Annotated in this window: 16 protein-coding genes and 1 pseudogene; 6 read left to right on the top strand and 11 right to left on the bottom strand. The window is 31.6% G+C overall.

All coding sequences use genetic code 11. The features are described from left to right. Positions 1–4 precede the first annotated feature (4 nt). Both RF683_RS06060 and RF683_RS06055 read right to left on the bottom strand, forming a co-directional pair. A complete protein-coding gene (locus RF683_RS06060; RefSeq protein ID WP_309531445.1) occupies positions 5–847 on the bottom strand; it encodes a sugar phosphate isomerase/epimerase family protein in 843 nt (280 codons plus the stop codon). Then, positions 837–1664 (bottom strand): phytanoyl-CoA dioxygenase family protein, encoded by an 828-nt coding sequence (locus tag RF683_RS06055; RefSeq protein WP_309531444.1) that lies wholly within the window; start codon positions 1662–1664, stop codon positions 837–839. The genes RF683_RS06060 and RF683_RS06055 overlap by 11 nt, the downstream gene beginning before the upstream one ends. Positions 1665–1804: 140 nt before the next feature. On the opposite strand from RF683_RS06055, the gene RF683_RS06050 reads away from it, so the two are divergent. From RF683_RS06050 to RF683_RS06040, 3 genes are all read left to right on the top strand, one after another. Then, a complete protein-coding gene (locus tag RF683_RS06050; protein ID WP_309531443.1) occupies positions 1805–2650 on the top strand; it encodes an AraC family transcriptional regulator in 846 nt (281 codons plus the stop codon). Between the two features lie 164 nt (positions 2651–2814). Then, complete coding sequence (locus RF683_RS06045; protein WP_309531442.1) at positions 2815–3066, top strand: type B 50S ribosomal protein L31; 252 nt, start codon at positions 2815–2817, stop codon at positions 3064–3066. A gap of 106 nt (positions 3067–3172) precedes the next feature. Further along, complete coding sequence (locus tag RF683_RS06040; RefSeq protein WP_309531441.1) at positions 3173–4345, top strand: GlmU family protein; 1173 nt, start codon at positions 3173–3175, stop codon at positions 4343–4345. Positions 4346–4574: 229 nt separating this feature from the next. Here the strand turns inward: RF683_RS06040 and RF683_RS06035 are convergent, their stop codons facing one another. Together RF683_RS06035 and RF683_RS06030 are read right to left on the bottom strand one after the other, a co-directional pair. Then, complete coding sequence (locus tag RF683_RS06035) at positions 4575–5021, bottom strand: SRPBCC family protein (RefSeq protein ID WP_309531440.1); 447 nt, start codon at positions 5019–5021, stop codon at positions 4575–4577. 31 nt (positions 5022–5052) lie between these two features. Next, a complete protein-coding gene (locus RF683_RS06030; RefSeq protein ID WP_309531439.1) occupies positions 5053–6609 on the bottom strand; it encodes a protein adenylyltransferase SelO in 1557 nt (518 codons plus the stop codon). Positions 6610–6714: 105 nt separating this feature from the next. Here RF683_RS06030 and RF683_RS06025 point away from each other — a divergent pair, with 105 nt between their 5' ends. Then, on the top strand, positions 6715–8196 hold the full coding sequence (locus RF683_RS06025) for an aminotransferase class V-fold PLP-dependent enzyme (RefSeq protein WP_309531438.1): 1482 nt from the start codon (positions 6715–6717) through the stop codon (positions 8194–8196). A gap of 8 nt (positions 8197–8204) precedes the next feature. Here RF683_RS06025 and RF683_RS06020 read toward each other — a convergent pair whose 3' ends face one another. Beyond that, positions 8205–9077, bottom strand: a complete 873-nt coding sequence (locus RF683_RS06020; RefSeq protein WP_309531437.1) for a lysophospholipid acyltransferase family protein — start codon at positions 9075–9077, stop codon at positions 8205–8207. Positions 9078–9156: 79 nt separating this feature from the next. Here RF683_RS06020 and RF683_RS06015 point away from each other — a divergent pair, with 79 nt between their 5' ends. Then, positions 9157–9792, top strand: coding sequence for a rhomboid family intramembrane serine protease (locus tag RF683_RS06015; RefSeq protein ID WP_309531436.1), 636 nt, complete (start codon positions 9157–9159; stop codon positions 9790–9792). 55 nt (positions 9793–9847) lie between these two features. Next, a complete protein-coding gene (locus RF683_RS06010; RefSeq protein WP_309531435.1) occupies positions 9848–10543 on the top strand; it encodes an SIMPL domain-containing protein in 696 nt (231 codons plus the stop codon). A gap of 48 nt (positions 10544–10591) precedes the next feature. Here RF683_RS06010 and RF683_RS06005 read toward each other — a convergent pair whose 3' ends face one another. From RF683_RS06005 to RF683_RS05980, 6 genes and pseudogenes are all read right to left on the bottom strand, one after another. Beyond that, positions 10592–11239, bottom strand: coding sequence for a hypothetical protein (locus RF683_RS06005; RefSeq protein WP_309531434.1), 648 nt, complete (start codon positions 11237–11239; stop codon positions 10592–10594). A 188-nt stretch (positions 11240–11427) separates the two neighbouring features. Then, complete coding sequence (locus RF683_RS06000; protein ID WP_309531433.1) at positions 11428–11715, bottom strand: hypothetical protein; 288 nt, start codon at positions 11713–11715, stop codon at positions 11428–11430. 35 nt (positions 11716–11750) lie between these two features. Beyond that, complete coding sequence (locus tag RF683_RS05995; protein ID WP_309531432.1) at positions 11751–12296, bottom strand: hypothetical protein; 546 nt, start codon at positions 12294–12296, stop codon at positions 11751–11753. 490 nt (positions 12297–12786) lie between these two features. Further along, a complete protein-coding gene (locus RF683_RS05990; protein ID WP_309531431.1) occupies positions 12787–13488 on the bottom strand; it encodes a hypothetical protein in 702 nt (233 codons plus the stop codon). Positions 13489–13630: 142 nt separating this feature from the next. After that, a pseudogene (locus RF683_RS05985) lies at positions 13631–13758 on the bottom strand (tyrosine-type recombinase/integrase); the annotation flags it as partial. Positions 13759–13980: 222 nt separating this feature from the next. Then, positions 13981–15855, bottom strand: coding sequence for a DUF349 domain-containing protein (locus RF683_RS05980; protein ID WP_309531430.1), 1875 nt, complete (start codon positions 15853–15855; stop codon positions 13981–13983). Between the last annotated feature and the right edge of the window lie 14 nt (positions 15856–15869).

Below are 15869 nucleotides of genomic sequence, written 5' to 3'. Positions count from 1 at the left end.
TGGTTTAAAGATTTTGTTGTAAATAGTTTTTCATTTGAAGGTTTATTTCCCATTGATTAGAAAGCGGTTTCTTAGTAAATGGTTCTTGGGCCATATAGGGAAAAGGACCAAACTCTGGCGTAATGGTGCAAATTGCACTTTTTTTATTCTTTTGAATAGCTATAATTTCTTTCCACCAATTTAAATACTGCTCTAAATAGGTTTTCCATTCTGGTGCAAACGGATTGTTTACTTGTGGACTTTGTTCAAAACCAATACGTGCATGAATGTGTTTAATATTTGGGTATATTTTAGAAAGCAAATCGTATTGATCGTGTAAATCACTTTCCGAAACCACACAAAAATGAGAAAAATCGGCAATTAATTTAAGATTTGGATAAATTTCAAGATATTGAAGCAACGTCTTTAAATGAAATGAAAATCGACCCCTATGGATTTCATGCCAAATAGGTATGCCTGTCTTTTTTTCGATTTCTTCACATTGTTCTAGAAGCTTACAATTGTCGCTAAATTCAAAAAAATCTTTACCCGTATGTGAATTGATATAATTTGGTTTGCAATTCACTAAAAATTGTAAACGTTGTGTAATTCTATCAATATATTCGTTAACTGTTTCTTTTTTATTAGGGAGCACCTGTTGGGCTATGAAAATAAAATTAGGATTTACAGTATTTCTTATGCATTCTAATTCACCATTAAATTCCGCAATAAAATGTTCGTCATCAGGAAAATTAATTTCTACACCATCATAGCCATTTTCCACCACATTTGATAGAAATTGTTTTGCTGAAAGATGTTCACAACCCCAAAAGGTACATATGTATTTGATTTCCACATTATTCAGCATATAATACAGGATTAATAGGCGAATTAATGATTTCACCCACTTTTGCACCTGGGCACCAAGTATGCCAATCGTTTTCTTGGTTTTTATTTTCGGGTTGTTTAAGCTTCATGTCTTTTTCCATATAAATAATAGTCATCACTTTTCGCATATCATTTGTAATATTTGCACCCGCTCTATGGAAAACCCATCCTGAATGAAAACTTATTTCGCCAATATCAAACGGTTCAATCACGTGTTTAAAATCGGTAACTTTGAGTTTTTTATCAATAAATTGTTCACTTTCATCGCCAATTTCTAATTCACGACCTTCAACTATTGTGTGGCTTCCTGCACTAAATTCTAATGGTCCCATTTCAAGTGGAGTAGCTTGTAAGGGAATCCAAGCGGTAATTGTTTTGTCTGAATGTAATGGCCAATAGTATTGATCGGCGTGCCAAGGTGTAATGCCACCTCCCGCTTCTTTAAACAAGGCTTGATCGTGGTATAATCTTACACCGTTCACTTGCATGAGCTCTGATGCAATTTTTGCAATTCGTTTACTAAATACCAATTCCTTAATGATTGGATTTACTGCCCATAAATTGAATAATTGTAGAAATGCTTTTCCATAAGTGCTTCGTTCTTCTATAGCCTTTTTTTCAGTATTCAATAGTGCAACTTGCTCGGTAAGTATTGTGTTGAAATAGGCTACTGTTTCCTTATCCAAAACATTCTTTAATTTAATAAACTTATTTGAAGCATAAAAATCAATTTGCTCTTGATTCAAGGTGTAATTTTCATTAAGTTGTTCTGCTATTTGTTTAGGAATACTTGACATAGGGTTTTATAATTTATAATCAATAGTTTTTTACAAATATATAGTTGTATAAATGGTTAGTTTTGTCTTATTTTGTCTAATTTTAATACTATATTGAATAGTTGTAACTTTTTTCACAACAAAATTTACTATATACTATAATGAAAGCGATTTTAGAAGATATTAAAATAAAAAAGGGTAGGGCTAGTTTTTTTGCCTATACCTATCAAGTGCCTTATTTTGAATTCAAATGGCATTACCATCCAGAATATGAATTGACTTATATTGTAAAGGGAAGTGGATATAGGATAGTTGGCAATACCTATGAATATTTTAAGGAAGGGGATTTGGTTTTATTAGGTAGTAATTTACCCCATACTTGGACAGGAAAATCAAATCAACAAGAACATTCAGAAGCCATAGTTATCCAATTTTCAAGTGAAATGATACATTCCTTATTAGCATATGAAGAATCGGAATATATGTACAAAATGCTTAAGGATTCTGCTATGGGTTTAAATTTTAAATCGACAAATGAGATTGTTAACAAAATGGAGATAGTCCTTTCCTCAAATGGATTTGAAAAAATAATTAATTTGATAGCATTACTTAATGATTTATCAAAAGTAGCATACAGGCTAATTTCTCCTAACTCATTTCATACCATTGTTTCCAAAAAAAATGAAAATAGAATTAATAAGGTATGTTTGTATATTCAGCATAATTTTAATAGCAAAATTACCTTAAAACAAGTTGCTGAATTAATTCATCAAACAGAAAGTAATTTTTGTAAATTTTTTAAAAAAGCCACAGGAATTACTTTTTCAGATTATGTAAATGAAATTCGTATAAATGAAGCATGCCGGTTGCTTGAGCTTACTGAAATGACAATCAGTGAAATTGTTTTTGAAACAGGTTTTGAAAATCAAAGTTATTTTAATCGCGTTTTTGCAACTAAAAAAAAGCAAACACCTTCTCATTATAGAAAAAGTGTAAAACAAAAATAAGTCATATTTTTTTTAGTCTATATAATTTGCACAGAAGTAAATAAGTAGTATATTTGCACCCTGAATAAATAAACAAGTTTAACAAAAGGTTATAAGGCGTTTACACCTTTTAGAGTTAAAAGCCGCGAAACGAGTTATAATCATCAATTAAAAGATTTACAAAAATGAAAAAAGGTATTCACCCAGAAAATTATAGACTAGTAGCTTTTAAAGACATGTCTAATGAAGATGTATTCATCACAAAATCTACTGTAGAAACTAAAGAAACAATCACCGTTGATGGTGTAGAGTATCCAGTTTACAAAATGGAGATTTCTAGAACGTCTCATCCTTTTTACACAGGTAAATCTAAACTTATTGATACAGCAGGTCGTATTGATAAATTCAAAAACAAATATGCTAAATTCCAAAAATAATTGGAATTCAAAATATCAAAAGCCTCGAAATTTCGAGGCTTTTTTGTTTGTATATCCCTGAAAAAAAGTAACTTTGAACCTATATTAATCTAGAAAACCAGCTGTCATGAATTATATTCTTTTTGATGGAAATGTACGCAATGCCTTATTGCCATTTACTTTTACTCGTCCTGTTGCAGATATTAGAGTAGGTATTTTAACCATTAGAGAAAAATGGGAAAAATACTTAGGTTATACCACTACAACAATCACAGAAGAATATTTGTCTGAAAAATTCCCAATGGTAGAATTAGAAGATAATATTATGATTAATGCTTCGTTTTTGCCAAATAGGGTATTAGCCGAAATGGTGAGAAACCTAGAGGAAAATCAAGCTGTTTTTTATGATGATGAAGTAATTGCTTTTTATGCTAAAGAAGGACAAGAAGTTGATTTTGAATTATTTCACATTTTTGATTATGCAGACGAGTGTATTAGAATAGAAAACACCTGGGATATTTTTCAAAAAAATGATGCAGCCATTCGTGAAGATTTTGAATTGCTTACGCAAGATTGTTTTTCCCAATCTATACCAAAATCGGTTAATGTGATTGCGCCTGAAAATGTTTTTATTGAAGAAGGGGCAAAATTAGAATTTGTTACTCTTAATGCTTCTACGGGGCCTATTTATATTGGTAAAAATGCCGAAATTATGGAAGGTTCAGTAATTCGAGGGCCATTTGCATTATGCGAAGAAGCTCAAGTAAAATTAGGGACTAAAATTTATGGCGCTACTACAGTAGGTCCGCATTGTAGAGTTGGAGGCGAAATCAATAATTCGGTTTTGTTTGCCTACTCTAATAAAGGACACGATGGGTTCTTGGGGAATTCAGTTTTAGGTGAATGGTGTAACATTGGAGCAGACAGTAATAACTCCAATTTAAAAAATAATTATGAAGAGGTAAAGCTGTGGAGTTATGAATCGGAGCGTTTTGAGAAAACAGGCCTACAGTTTTGTGGATTAATGATGGGCGATCATAGTAAATGCGGTATCAATACAATGTTTAATACAGGTACAGTTGTAGGAGTTAGCACTAATATTTTTGGTAGTGGGTTTCCAAGAAATTTTGTGCCAAGTTTCAGTTGGGGAGGGGCTTCTGGTTTTACAACTTATATGACAAATAAAGCCTTTGAAACGGCAAAAATTGTGATGAGTCGTCGTCATGTAGCTTTTACTGAGGAAGATGCCAAAATTTTAGAGCATATATTTGAAGAAACAAAGAAATATAGAAAGGAGTAAAATTAGTGATTAGTGAATAGTCTGGGACTAACGCATTGTATTTTAATGCATTTTTTGTTCATGATTGCAATACTACAATTATAAGGCTACACGGTCAAAAAAAGACCTTTCTCCTTTTGCATTTTATTATTTTTAATTTACTGATCTAAAATAGACAAGTCAGGAAATTATATAATAGCTAAAATTCCCAGGTGTAGAAACTAAAATAAGAGAGTATACTAATAAACATTTATTTATTTTCGGCTAGTTCTTTAACTTTTTCAAGCCCTTTAGGAAATTGAGTTGAAAAATAATCGATATAAATTTCCAGAGTGTCAATAGTAACTACAAGTGTACAATAATTTTCTTTAGTTATAATTCGATAATCTTCAATTGCTTCTGTCCATTGTAAACTCTGATCATCTAACGATTGTTCTTCGAAGTTTTTTAATTCACCAATATGACAAAAAGCAATATATTCATTTTCAATTTTTTCTTCAATATCGGCATACATGCCTTCTCCGTTAGGGGTTAAAAAATGAATACGATCTCCTTTATTAAAATTAGATTGATAATACGTACCTTCACAAAACTCATTACACCAAATAGAATAATTTTGTTTATCCCATAAAGCCTCCCATATTTTTGCGGGTGCAGCTTCAATATCAATTTCAAAATGTAATTTTTTTATCAACATATTTAATACACTTAAGCTATACTTTTAAAAATTAAGAACTACAACTCAACATTGAACACCCAATTTTTGTATGTGCCCAATCAGGTCTTTTAACAAACCATTTTTCATATTCTGGTTGTTCGTCATAAGGTTTTTTGAGCAACTCATGTAATTCATTTAACAGGTCTAAATTTCCTTTTTCAGCTTCCTCAATGGCAAGTTGAGCCATGTAATTGCGCAATACATATTTTGGGTTAACCTTATTCATAGTTTTTTTTCTATGCGTATCCGTTACTTTATTTATTTGCAAACGATTCAGGTAATTTACAAACCAAGTGTGCCATTTTTTGAGCGTGTTTTCAGTTGTTTGCTCTAAATTATAAAAAGAAGGTGTAATTTTATCATACGCTTCCTTAGCCGTTTCTTCTTGACGAATAGTACTTAACAAACGAAAGAAAATAGTCATGTCGGTTTCTTGTAAAGCTAAATTAGAAGTAAGTTGGTTTACTAAATCTTCATCGTTTTCTAAAATTTCAGCTAAACCTAATTTTTGACACATCATTTTTGTATAAGCCAATGAATAGCTTGTGGCAAAATCATGTAAAATAGTTTCCAAGGCTGCGGCATCTTCTATAAGTGGGTATAAGGCATTGGCTAATTGGTACAAATTCCATAAAGCAATATCACCTTGATTTCCAAAACGATACCGCTTGTGTTGATGGTCTGTTGTGTTAGGCGTCCAATCTAGATTGTAATCATCAAGCCATCCGTAAGGACCATAATCTATAGTTATTCCATGAATAGACATATTATCTGTATTCATTACACCGTGCACAAAACCTACCCGTTGCCATTCTATTATGAGTTGTTGGGTAGATTTACAAACGTGTTTAAAAAACTGCAAGTATTTGGTTTTACCATTGTCCGTAATAGCCGAAAAATAAGTAGAAATAACAAAATCAGTCAGTTTTTTTAAATTTTCCAAATCATTTTGGGCACTAAATAATTCGAAGTTGCCAAAACGAATAAACGAAGGTGCCACCCGACAAACAATTGCTCCTTTTTCTAAAGCAGGATTACCGTCGTAAAGTACGTCTCTTACCACTTGTTCTCCTGTTTCTAGTAAGGCTAATGAACGCGTAGTAGGAACGCCCAGATGATACATGGCTTCGCTGCATAAATGCTCTCTGATTGAAGAACGCAAAACGGCAAAACCATCGCCTCTTCTAGAGTAGGGTGTGGGACCAGCGCCCTTTAATTGAACAGCCCAACCGTTTATTTCACCTAAATTGATAGCTCTACCATCACCTAATTGCCCTGCCCATTGCCCAAATTGATGCCCTGCATAATTCATAGCATAGGGTTTTGAATTAGTGCCAATCTCATTGCCCGAAAAAATATTTTTAAACGTTTCAGAGGTTAAAAAAGCAGAATCTAAACCTAATATATCAGCTGTTTCAGTAGCTATATGTAACAGTTTTGGAGCCATTACTTTTTTTGGTGTAACAAATGAAAAATGCGCATTAGGAACACTTCTGATATAATTTTCAATAACAGAATCGGCAACTAAGGATTGCGTAAATAAAGTGTCAAATTTTGGGCTTTTCATTTGAATGGATATTTTCAATACTTCAAAGTTACTAATAAAAAACGAAATAAAAATTTTGAAAATAACTAACAAAATACTGTATCTTTGAGAGCAAATAATAGTAATATGAATCCCACTACTACCACCCCATTAGAACAATATTTTACTAATTTTAGAAAAAATATTATTGGTGTAAATCAAATTTTTGAATCGCCTTATGGAGAACAAAAAATTGTATATACCGATTGGACTGCAAGTGGAAGATTGTATGGGCCCATAGAAGAAAAAATGATTCACTCGTTTGGTCCTTTTGTGGCAAATACACATACCGAAACATCAGTAACAGGAACCGCTATGACTATGGCTTATCATCAAGCCCGTCATATTATTAAACAACATGTAAACGCGAATGAAAATGACGTTTTAATTACTGATGGCACAGGAATGACAGGAGTTGTTAATAAATTGCAACGTATTTTAGGGCTTCGAATTGCTGAAAATTTAAAAGAATATACAGCTATTCCAGATGAAGTAAGGCCTATTGTTTTTATTTCACACATGGAACACCATTCCAATCAAACATCTTGGTTAGAAACCATTGCAGATGTGGTGGTAGTTCCTGCTACGGAAGACGGATTATTTTCTATAGAAAATTTAAGAGAATTAGTTGAAAAACATAAAAATAGAAGCTTTAAAATTGCTTCAATTACTTCTTGTTCTAATGTTACAGGAATACAGACACCCTATTATGAAGTAGCAAAAATTATGCATCAATATGGTGGCGTGTGTTTTGTAGATTTTGCCTGCTCAGGTCCTTATGTAACCATTGATATGCACCCACAAGATGCTGAAGCCTATTTAGATGCGATATTTTTTTCGCCACATAAATTTTTAGGCGGACCTGGAACTTCTGGGGTTTTAATTTTTAATAAAAATTTATACAAAAATAATGTGCCTGATTGTCCAGGGGGCGGAACAGTGAGTTGGACAAATCCATGGGGAGAACACAAATATATCGATAATATTGAAGACAGGGAAGACGGAGGTACTCCAGGGTTTTTACAAGTAATGAAAACAGCCTTAGCTATTCAGCTTAAAGAAAAAATGGGTGTTCAAAACATTCTAGACCGCGAACATGAACTAGTAGCTTACATTTTTGAACGATTAGGAACCGTATCCAATATCAACATATTAGCCCAACAACATAAAAATAGACTAGGTGTCATTTCTTTTTACATTGATAATTTACATTATAATTTAGGAGTAAAGTTATTAAATGATCGTTTTGGAATTCAAACTAGAGGAGGTTGTAGTTGCGCAGGAACGTATGGCCATTATTTATTGCATGTAGATCAAGAAACTTCAAATGAAATTACATGTAGTATTACGTCGGGAGATTTAGAACGAAAACCAGGGTGGATAAGAATGTCCATTCATCCTACAACTACCAATTCCGAAATAGCATACGTTTGCAATGCAATTATTGAATTAGCGGCATTTCATGAAATTTGGAAAAAAGAGTACGAGTACAACCCAAAAACAAATGAGTTTATACATATTCATGCTACGCACGCAGAAGAAAAGATGGTTCAGAGCTGGTTTGAATAATAAAAGTATTACTCTTGTTTGTATTTCCAGCGTTTATGTGTCCAAAAATAGTATTCAGGTTTTTCTAAAATTTGTTTTTCTACCTCACGTAAAAATCGTTTAGTGATTTCAAATTCTGGTGTTTCTTTTACTTCGTCACAAAGAGGTACAAAAGTAGCTTCATATTTTCCTCGCGCTACTTTTTCTATTTTCAAGTAGATGATATTCATATCTAATTTTCTTGCTAATACTTCGCCACCTGTGTGGATAGGAACTTTATAGCCCATAAAATTATCCCATAGTAGCGCTTTTTGTGGTTTAGGATTTTGATCGCTAATAAAACCATAAACCGCTTTTAATCCTTTACGTTGATTTTCGGTTACAACTCGAATCGTATTTTTAGTATCTACCAATTCCGCATTGTAGCGTGAACGAATATGTTGTACTAATTTGTCAAAGTATTTGTTTTTAATTTTTTTATAGATTCCTATTCCTCTAAATTTTGCTTGTAATCCTATAGAGGTCGACCATTCCCAACTAGCATAATGACCATATAAAATAACAATACTTTTGTTTTTAGCCTCATATTCGTGGTACAAATCAATATTTGTAAAAACAAAATGCCTTTGTATGGCTTTTTTTGATAAGGTTAGTGTTTTAATCATTTCCAAAAATAAATCACACATATGGCTGTAGAATTTACGTTCTACTGCGCGTTGTTCTTTTTTAGATAAATGAGGTAAGGCTAAGGCAATATTGTATCTAACGGTTTTTTTACGGTAGCCAATGATTCTATAAACTAAAAAGCATACCACATCTGAAAATGCATAAAAAATAGGAAATGGCAATATAGAAATCAGCCAAAGTATGGGGTAAATGAGGATATAAATGATAAATTGCATGCTTAATTTTTTACAAATATACTATTTTCGAAGGTTTATTATAATACCTTTGAAACAAAAAAACTAAAGAACAAGTTGTATGCTATTTTCGTTTACTACACTCGTGTTGCTTGCCACATTAGCAGTAAGTATAAAAGGATTTAATGATCCTGCTTTTTTTGAGAAATATAAATTTAATATTTCTGCTATACAACATGGACAGCAATACAGGTTGTTTTCATCGGGTTTCCTTCATGCAGATGTCATGCATTTGGCGTTTAACATGCTCAGCTTTTATAGTTTTAGTACTTTTTTAAGTGGGTTTTTCACCCCATTTCAATTAGCGTTGCTTTATTTTGGCAGTATGCTATTAGGTAGTGTTTTCACCTATTATATACATAAAAACGAACCTTATTATTCGGCTATTGGTGCATCTGGAGGAGTTTCAGGGGTTATTTATTGTGCCATATTGCTTAATCCTTCTATGACTATTTATATGCCTATTCCTATGCCAGGTTATGTTTTTGGTATTTTGTATTTGTTCTATTCGGTATATGGTATGAGAGGGCGTTTTGACAACATAGGGCACACCGCCCATTTTGGTGGCGCTATCGCAGGTTTATTGTTAACTGTAGTATTGTTTCCTACTCTCTTAGTAGAAAAGCCTTTATTTTTAGGCTTAATGTGTTTACCTATTATGGTGTTGTTTGTATTGCTTCGATATAAAAAAATGTAATATTGGCACAATTCTTGAATGTCTATTTGTAGTAAAATTTTTAATCTAAAATACTATGAAACGCATTGCCCTATTCGTAGCTTTAGTTGCAACATTTGTCGCTTCAGCTCAAGAAATTCAAAAAGCTACACCTCAAATTTCTGTCAGCGGTGAAGGAAAAATTAATGTAATTCCAGATATTGTGGTTATTCAATTAGGCGTACAACATTCGGGAAAAGATCCTAAAGAAGTTAAAACTCAAAATGATAGTACCATTGAAAAGGTACTTCAATATATCAAAAAATTTAATATTCCTTCAAAAGATTATCAAACAACTCAAATGAGTTTGTATAAAAATTATGATGATGAAAATAAAAAACATACGTATACTTCAGAACAAACGGTTAGTGTAACGCTACATGATATAACAAGATACAATGCTTTTATGATGGATGTTATGGAAACAGGTATCAACCAAATTAATGGCGTAGTGTTTAAATCATCTAAAACGGAATTATATGAAACAGAAGCTAGAAAAAATGCTATACTCAATGCTAAGAAAAAAGCAGAAGATTATGTTTCTGTTTTGGGCGGACAAAAAGTTGGAAAAGCTATAGTAATTTCTGATAATTCACAAACGTATTATCCGCAACCTGTTTTTATGGCTAAAGGATTTGTGGCTGATAGCGAAGCCACTCAACCAAGAGAAACACTTGCTATTGGAGAAATTGAAATTGTTTCAAAAGTTTCGGTCTCCTTTGTTTTAGAATAATAAACTACAATACAACAACAAAGTCAGAACATGAGTTCTGGCTTTGTTTTATTTCTTTCGCACCAAATTTTTCAAATTAATACTTCCACAATTAATTTCTTTTTCGTCAACAAATGTAATTCCTTGTTTACCCGTGTAGCGTGTAACTTTGTAATAAAGATTTTGCCCCTTTAGGTAGAGACCTGTGCGACTTGGACCAGATACACCTTTTTCAAAAAGTAATATTACATAAAAACCAGTCGATTCTGAAGGGGTAATAGTTCTTTTTAGATGTGAAGGTTTGTGAATATTGGTGTCTAAAAAAGATTTACAATCTTTCATACCATAGTCTTGTAAGGGTTCTTTTTCAAGAGTCATTGTATCTGACGGAATAAATATTTTATAGTATTTACCAGGTAAAGTAGGAACTTCATAGGAATGTATAGGAAGGTCAATATTCAATTCTAATGGTTTATCTGTGTCATTGATTATTCTAGTCCAAAACATAATTTTAGAATATTCCTCACCATTCGGGCCAACGTATGATCCGCCTCTTGATAAACTGTTTTCTATAAGTACACGTTTACCCCTAGCATCAGCATACTCATATTTTCTTACCGTATGTACAGTTTCTATTTCAAAAGTTTCTAGTGTACTAGCTTGCTTACAGGAAAAAAGTGTTGCAAATACAAAAATTAAAAATATTCTTTTCTTCATGAGCTTATTTTTTTTAGTCAATTTATGATAAGACATAGATATTTTAAAACGTTTTAGGCTTGCGCAGTGGTGGTTTGTTGGTGCTCTATTTAACTAAATAGAAGAGAAAAGTAGCTAACCCATTTCTTAAGGAAACACAATAAAGATTAAGCCTTCGATATTGAAGCAAACCACTGTAGCAGTTAGATTTAAAAATTCCCGTAGAAGCTTGAAATATCAAAATAATATTTTACTTCTTCTCCGTTTGGTTTAATATAGGTTAATACATCAAAAGGTTTATCTTTATCATTGAAAATAAGTCTTTGATTCTTCATTTTGCAATCACTACATTTCTCGCTTGCAATTTTATATTCTTGCTCAATACTTTTTACTTTTAGTGCTTTTTCCATGGAGCTTCCATCATTAGTGGATTGATTTTGTGTTGAAGCACAGTTATAAAACGCAAAACTTATTGTCATTAAAAAAATATACTTCATTTTTTTCATTTTGGTATGTTTGGTTACTAATTTTTTTAATTTAAGCTTTCATACTGACACCATTTGGAATCAATTCTTTTTGTTATAATTATCTTATTTCCGTAAACGTATCCATTTTTAACATTCAAAATGTCTCCAATTTTTATTTCAGTATCTATTTCGAAAATGTATCCGTTCTGTTTAGATAAAGCATATTTTTCAACTGGAAATAATAAAAAATCGCCATTGTCATAATATTCACTCACGTTCATTTTGTCAAAAGTTTTTAGTAAATGAAGAAGTTGCACATCGTCTATATTAATTTGTTTTGCAAAATCTTTATAGTTTCGTCTAGTTGAAGCGTATGTTTTTGTTGTGTCAATGAATATTATAGTTTTATTAATTCTGTATTCCTCACCTTTATTTAAATCTAACTTAGAAATTTCTTCTACTTTTCTTTTTGTTTCTATTTGAGAAATAAAACTATAACCTTCTGATATTTCAAATTCATTTAAATTATTGAATATTGGCTTGTAATTACTTTTACATGAAAAAGTAAAAATAACAATTAAAATAAGCAGCAAATAGTTATATTTTTTCATAAAATTTGATTTTTCGTTTCGTTCAGCCAAAATGTCGCACAACGATTTGCAGCTACCCGAAAGGCGGGACTTTTACCACAAAACCTGATATGAAAAACTAATGTTCCATTAACCACAAAACTGTCTTTGGAACACGAAACCTCGCCACTGGAGCCAAACCGTTGTGCTTGTTGCACAACTCAAATATACAAAAAATTACATAATTGAAGATTAATTTGTAAATTTATTCATGCAAGGAAAGAAAAATTTTATTACACAGTTTATTCTCTAAATAGGGAAGTGCTTTTTTTTTCAAAACAAGCTTTTTAAGACAACAATAACTCAATTTAAGCCTTCAAAATATTAGAATTTTGAATTACATTTATAAAAATAAACCTCTTTTGGTCTCTGAGTTTATCGAAGAGAAAAGAGGCTTGTTTTTATGTTTTTGTAAATTGTTTTGAGAAAATGATAGTTGTGCAACAGTTACGGCTGTTGGCAGCAGTAAAAATTAATTTTCAAACAGTTCGCTTTCTTCAGTCAGTTTAAAATTTTCTACTTGTGTTAAGAATTCCATTTGTGATTTTATAACGTCATTAAACGCCAAAATGTTAAATCCTAAATCTTCAAGATTAACTAAGCACCAATTTTTACTTTCTGGATATAAATATATGCTTGCATCAAATCTTGTATCCTGCATTTCTTTTAAGTAATCTTCTCTAGAAATATTGAATAAATTATCTTCAATATTGTATCTGTAATTATCTTCCCAATACATGATGAGATTTTCATTTTCAGGAATTTTTTCCAATATAAAAGATAAGGTTTCTTTGATTTTGCCTTCTAAAATTCTTATTGCTCTAGTGTTCCATGGTAATTTTCCATCATTTTTGTAATCATGGTAAGGAATTTTGAATTTTCGAAAGATCTCTTCTGTTGCAATTTCTACAAATCCAGTTTCAGAATCTTCATTAAATATTTCAGGATAATGATGCCAAATCTCTCTATTGTTTTTTATTTCTGTTTCTGATTTTGCATTTTGGATAAAATCATTAAAAGGAAAATTTTCAATTATACCAAGTTTCCAAGTTAAACCTACGTAATTGTCAAATTTTGGAAGGAAATTAGAAATTTTCAATGGACGTGAGACATTTTGCCATTTTATAGCATTTTCTAACCATTCGTTAATTTTTGGAGATTCTATTTTCTGCACGTTTTTAGATTTATTGCTGCCAACTCGTTTATATGCGAAACTTTCAAACTACTTTTATTCCAAATTGGCAAGATTGGCGAAAGTTTTGCTTACTTTTATTTCGCTTATTTTTATTAAGCATTTCAAATTTAGATTAAAAAACTTACACATCAAAAGGATTTTTTATTTTTTTAAACTATCGTTTGTTACATGAGTGTAAATCATTGTGGTTTTCGGACTGCTATGTCCTAATAATTCTTGAATAAATCGTTTGTCGGTTTCACTTTCTAATTAAAAATGATAGTATTACTTCCTCTATACTTCTAGCAGAATATTGCGTATTTTTTTCCTTCAAAAACATAATTAATAAATCTGTATTGTTATTTTAAGAAGGTTCAGGTGTATAGATACTCCATAGATAGTGTATGGATAGTGTATGGATAGTGTATGTAAAATGTTTCGGTTTGAGTTTTACAAAAATAAAAAAAGCACCGATTTTTCGGTGCTTTTTTATTATACTAACGTATTTAACTTTTTCAGTTTTTCTTTCCACATGTTTAAATCTTCTTTGTGGCGTTCAATGCTTTTATGCACTTCTTTTACAAACGGGTTGTCGCCTTTAGCATTTGAAATAAACTGGATGTTGTTTTCCAATTGAAAAATTTCAGCTTGTAACTCATCAATTTTTCTTCTAATAAATAATTGCTCGTTTACAATAGCACGTTGATCATTGCCTTCAGCTAATTTATCAAGTTTGTTTGAAAAACGCATCATTTCTGAATCTTTCTTAGACAAACTCAATTTTTCAAATAAAGCATCAAGAATTTTATTGAATTTACCTTCAATATGACGTCTGTTTTGCGGCACTTTACCTAGCTCTTTCCAAGCAGCAATATGTGCTTTTATAGCGTCTAAGTCGGTTTTGTGGTCGCCCACTAACTCAAAAGATTTCAAGGTTTCTAAGTAGGCTTTTTTCTTTTCAAAAGCTTCTACTTCCACTTGTATTTCTTCTTTTCTAGATTCGTGTAAACGGTCAAAATAGGTGTTGCAAATACCCTTAAATGTTGCCCATATCTCATCAGAATGCTTGCGGGGCACATGGCCTATCTTACGCCAATCTTCTTGAATTTGTTTCATGATAGGCGTGGTAGCATCAAAATCATCAGAAATTGCATGTGCTTTGGCTTTTTCAAGTAAAGCTAATTTTTTATCTAAATTTTGTTGTTGTTCGTTTTTAATGTCTTTATAAAAAGCATTTTTATTAGAATTAAATGCTTTAACAGCTACTTTAAAATTGTGCCAAGTTGCCTCTGAAACTTCTGCAGGAACACGGCCTATCGCAAAGAAATCTTGACGCAATGCTTCCATTTTTGTAATTTGTTTTTGCCAATCGCCATGAGCTGCTACTTTTTCTTCGGCTAAAGCGGTAAGTTGTGCAATTACATTGTTTTTTGCCGTAAGGTTGTCTTGTTCTTTTTCTCTAGCTTGTGCAAACATAGCTTCACGTTTGTCGTGCATTTGCTTGGTTACTTCGCTAAATTCAATCCAAATTTTTTCACGATGTTCTTTATCTACAGGACCTACTTCTTCTTTCCATACTTTGTGCAATACTTGCAATTCACGGAAAGCTTTCGTTAAATCTGTTTCAGCAAGTAAGGCTTTTGCCTTTTCAATAATGGCTACTTTTTGATCTAAATTGTTTTTAAAATCAGCATCACGTATTTCTTTATCTAAATGCACCAATTCATAAAAACGATCTGTATGAAAATGGTAATTATTCCATAATAAATTGTATTTATCTTTAGGAATGGCTCCTGCATTTTTCCAACGCTCTCTAATTTCATTAAATTTTTTAAACATGTCAGACATGCTTGTTTCACCGGTATCAATAAGCGTTTTTAACTCTTCAATTAATGTTGTTCGTGTAGCGTAATTATCTTTTAATTGGTTTTGTATTTGATTAAAATGTTTGGTGCGTTTTGCTTTATAGGTGTCATATAGTTGGTCAAATTTTGATTTCAATGGAAAATGATAATCAAATTCTACACTTGCTTCATTTTCTGTATAAAAAGCAGCTCTTTTTTCATCTATGAATTGGTGGTATTTACCTAAAAAAGATTTTTTGATGTCCTCAATATGGTTTTTTACAACCATAATATTTTCATGACTTACTAATTCGGCTAGTTCTTCAACTATAGCTTCCATAGAAAGTGATTCATAGTCTTTTTGAGGAATTTCATGTGTCTCAATAAGCGAGCCTTCTTCACTAGCTTCTGCTAAGTGATTATCTATAATTTCTTGTGCAGAAAGTGCCGTTCCATTTTCAGTAGACTCTGTTTCAGTTTGTCCGTCTGCCATTGGCAGGTTATCATTCGTTTCTTCTAACATTTTAGAAAAGTTTT

The organism is Flavobacterium sp. 20NA77.7 (assembly GCF_031326205.1).
Lineage (GTDB): Bacteria > Bacteroidota > Bacteroidia > Flavobacteriales > Flavobacteriaceae > Flavobacterium > Flavobacterium nakdongensis.
The sequence above is the reverse complement of the archived record's forward strand: the minus strand, read 5'-3'. Positions and strand labels throughout refer to the sequence as shown.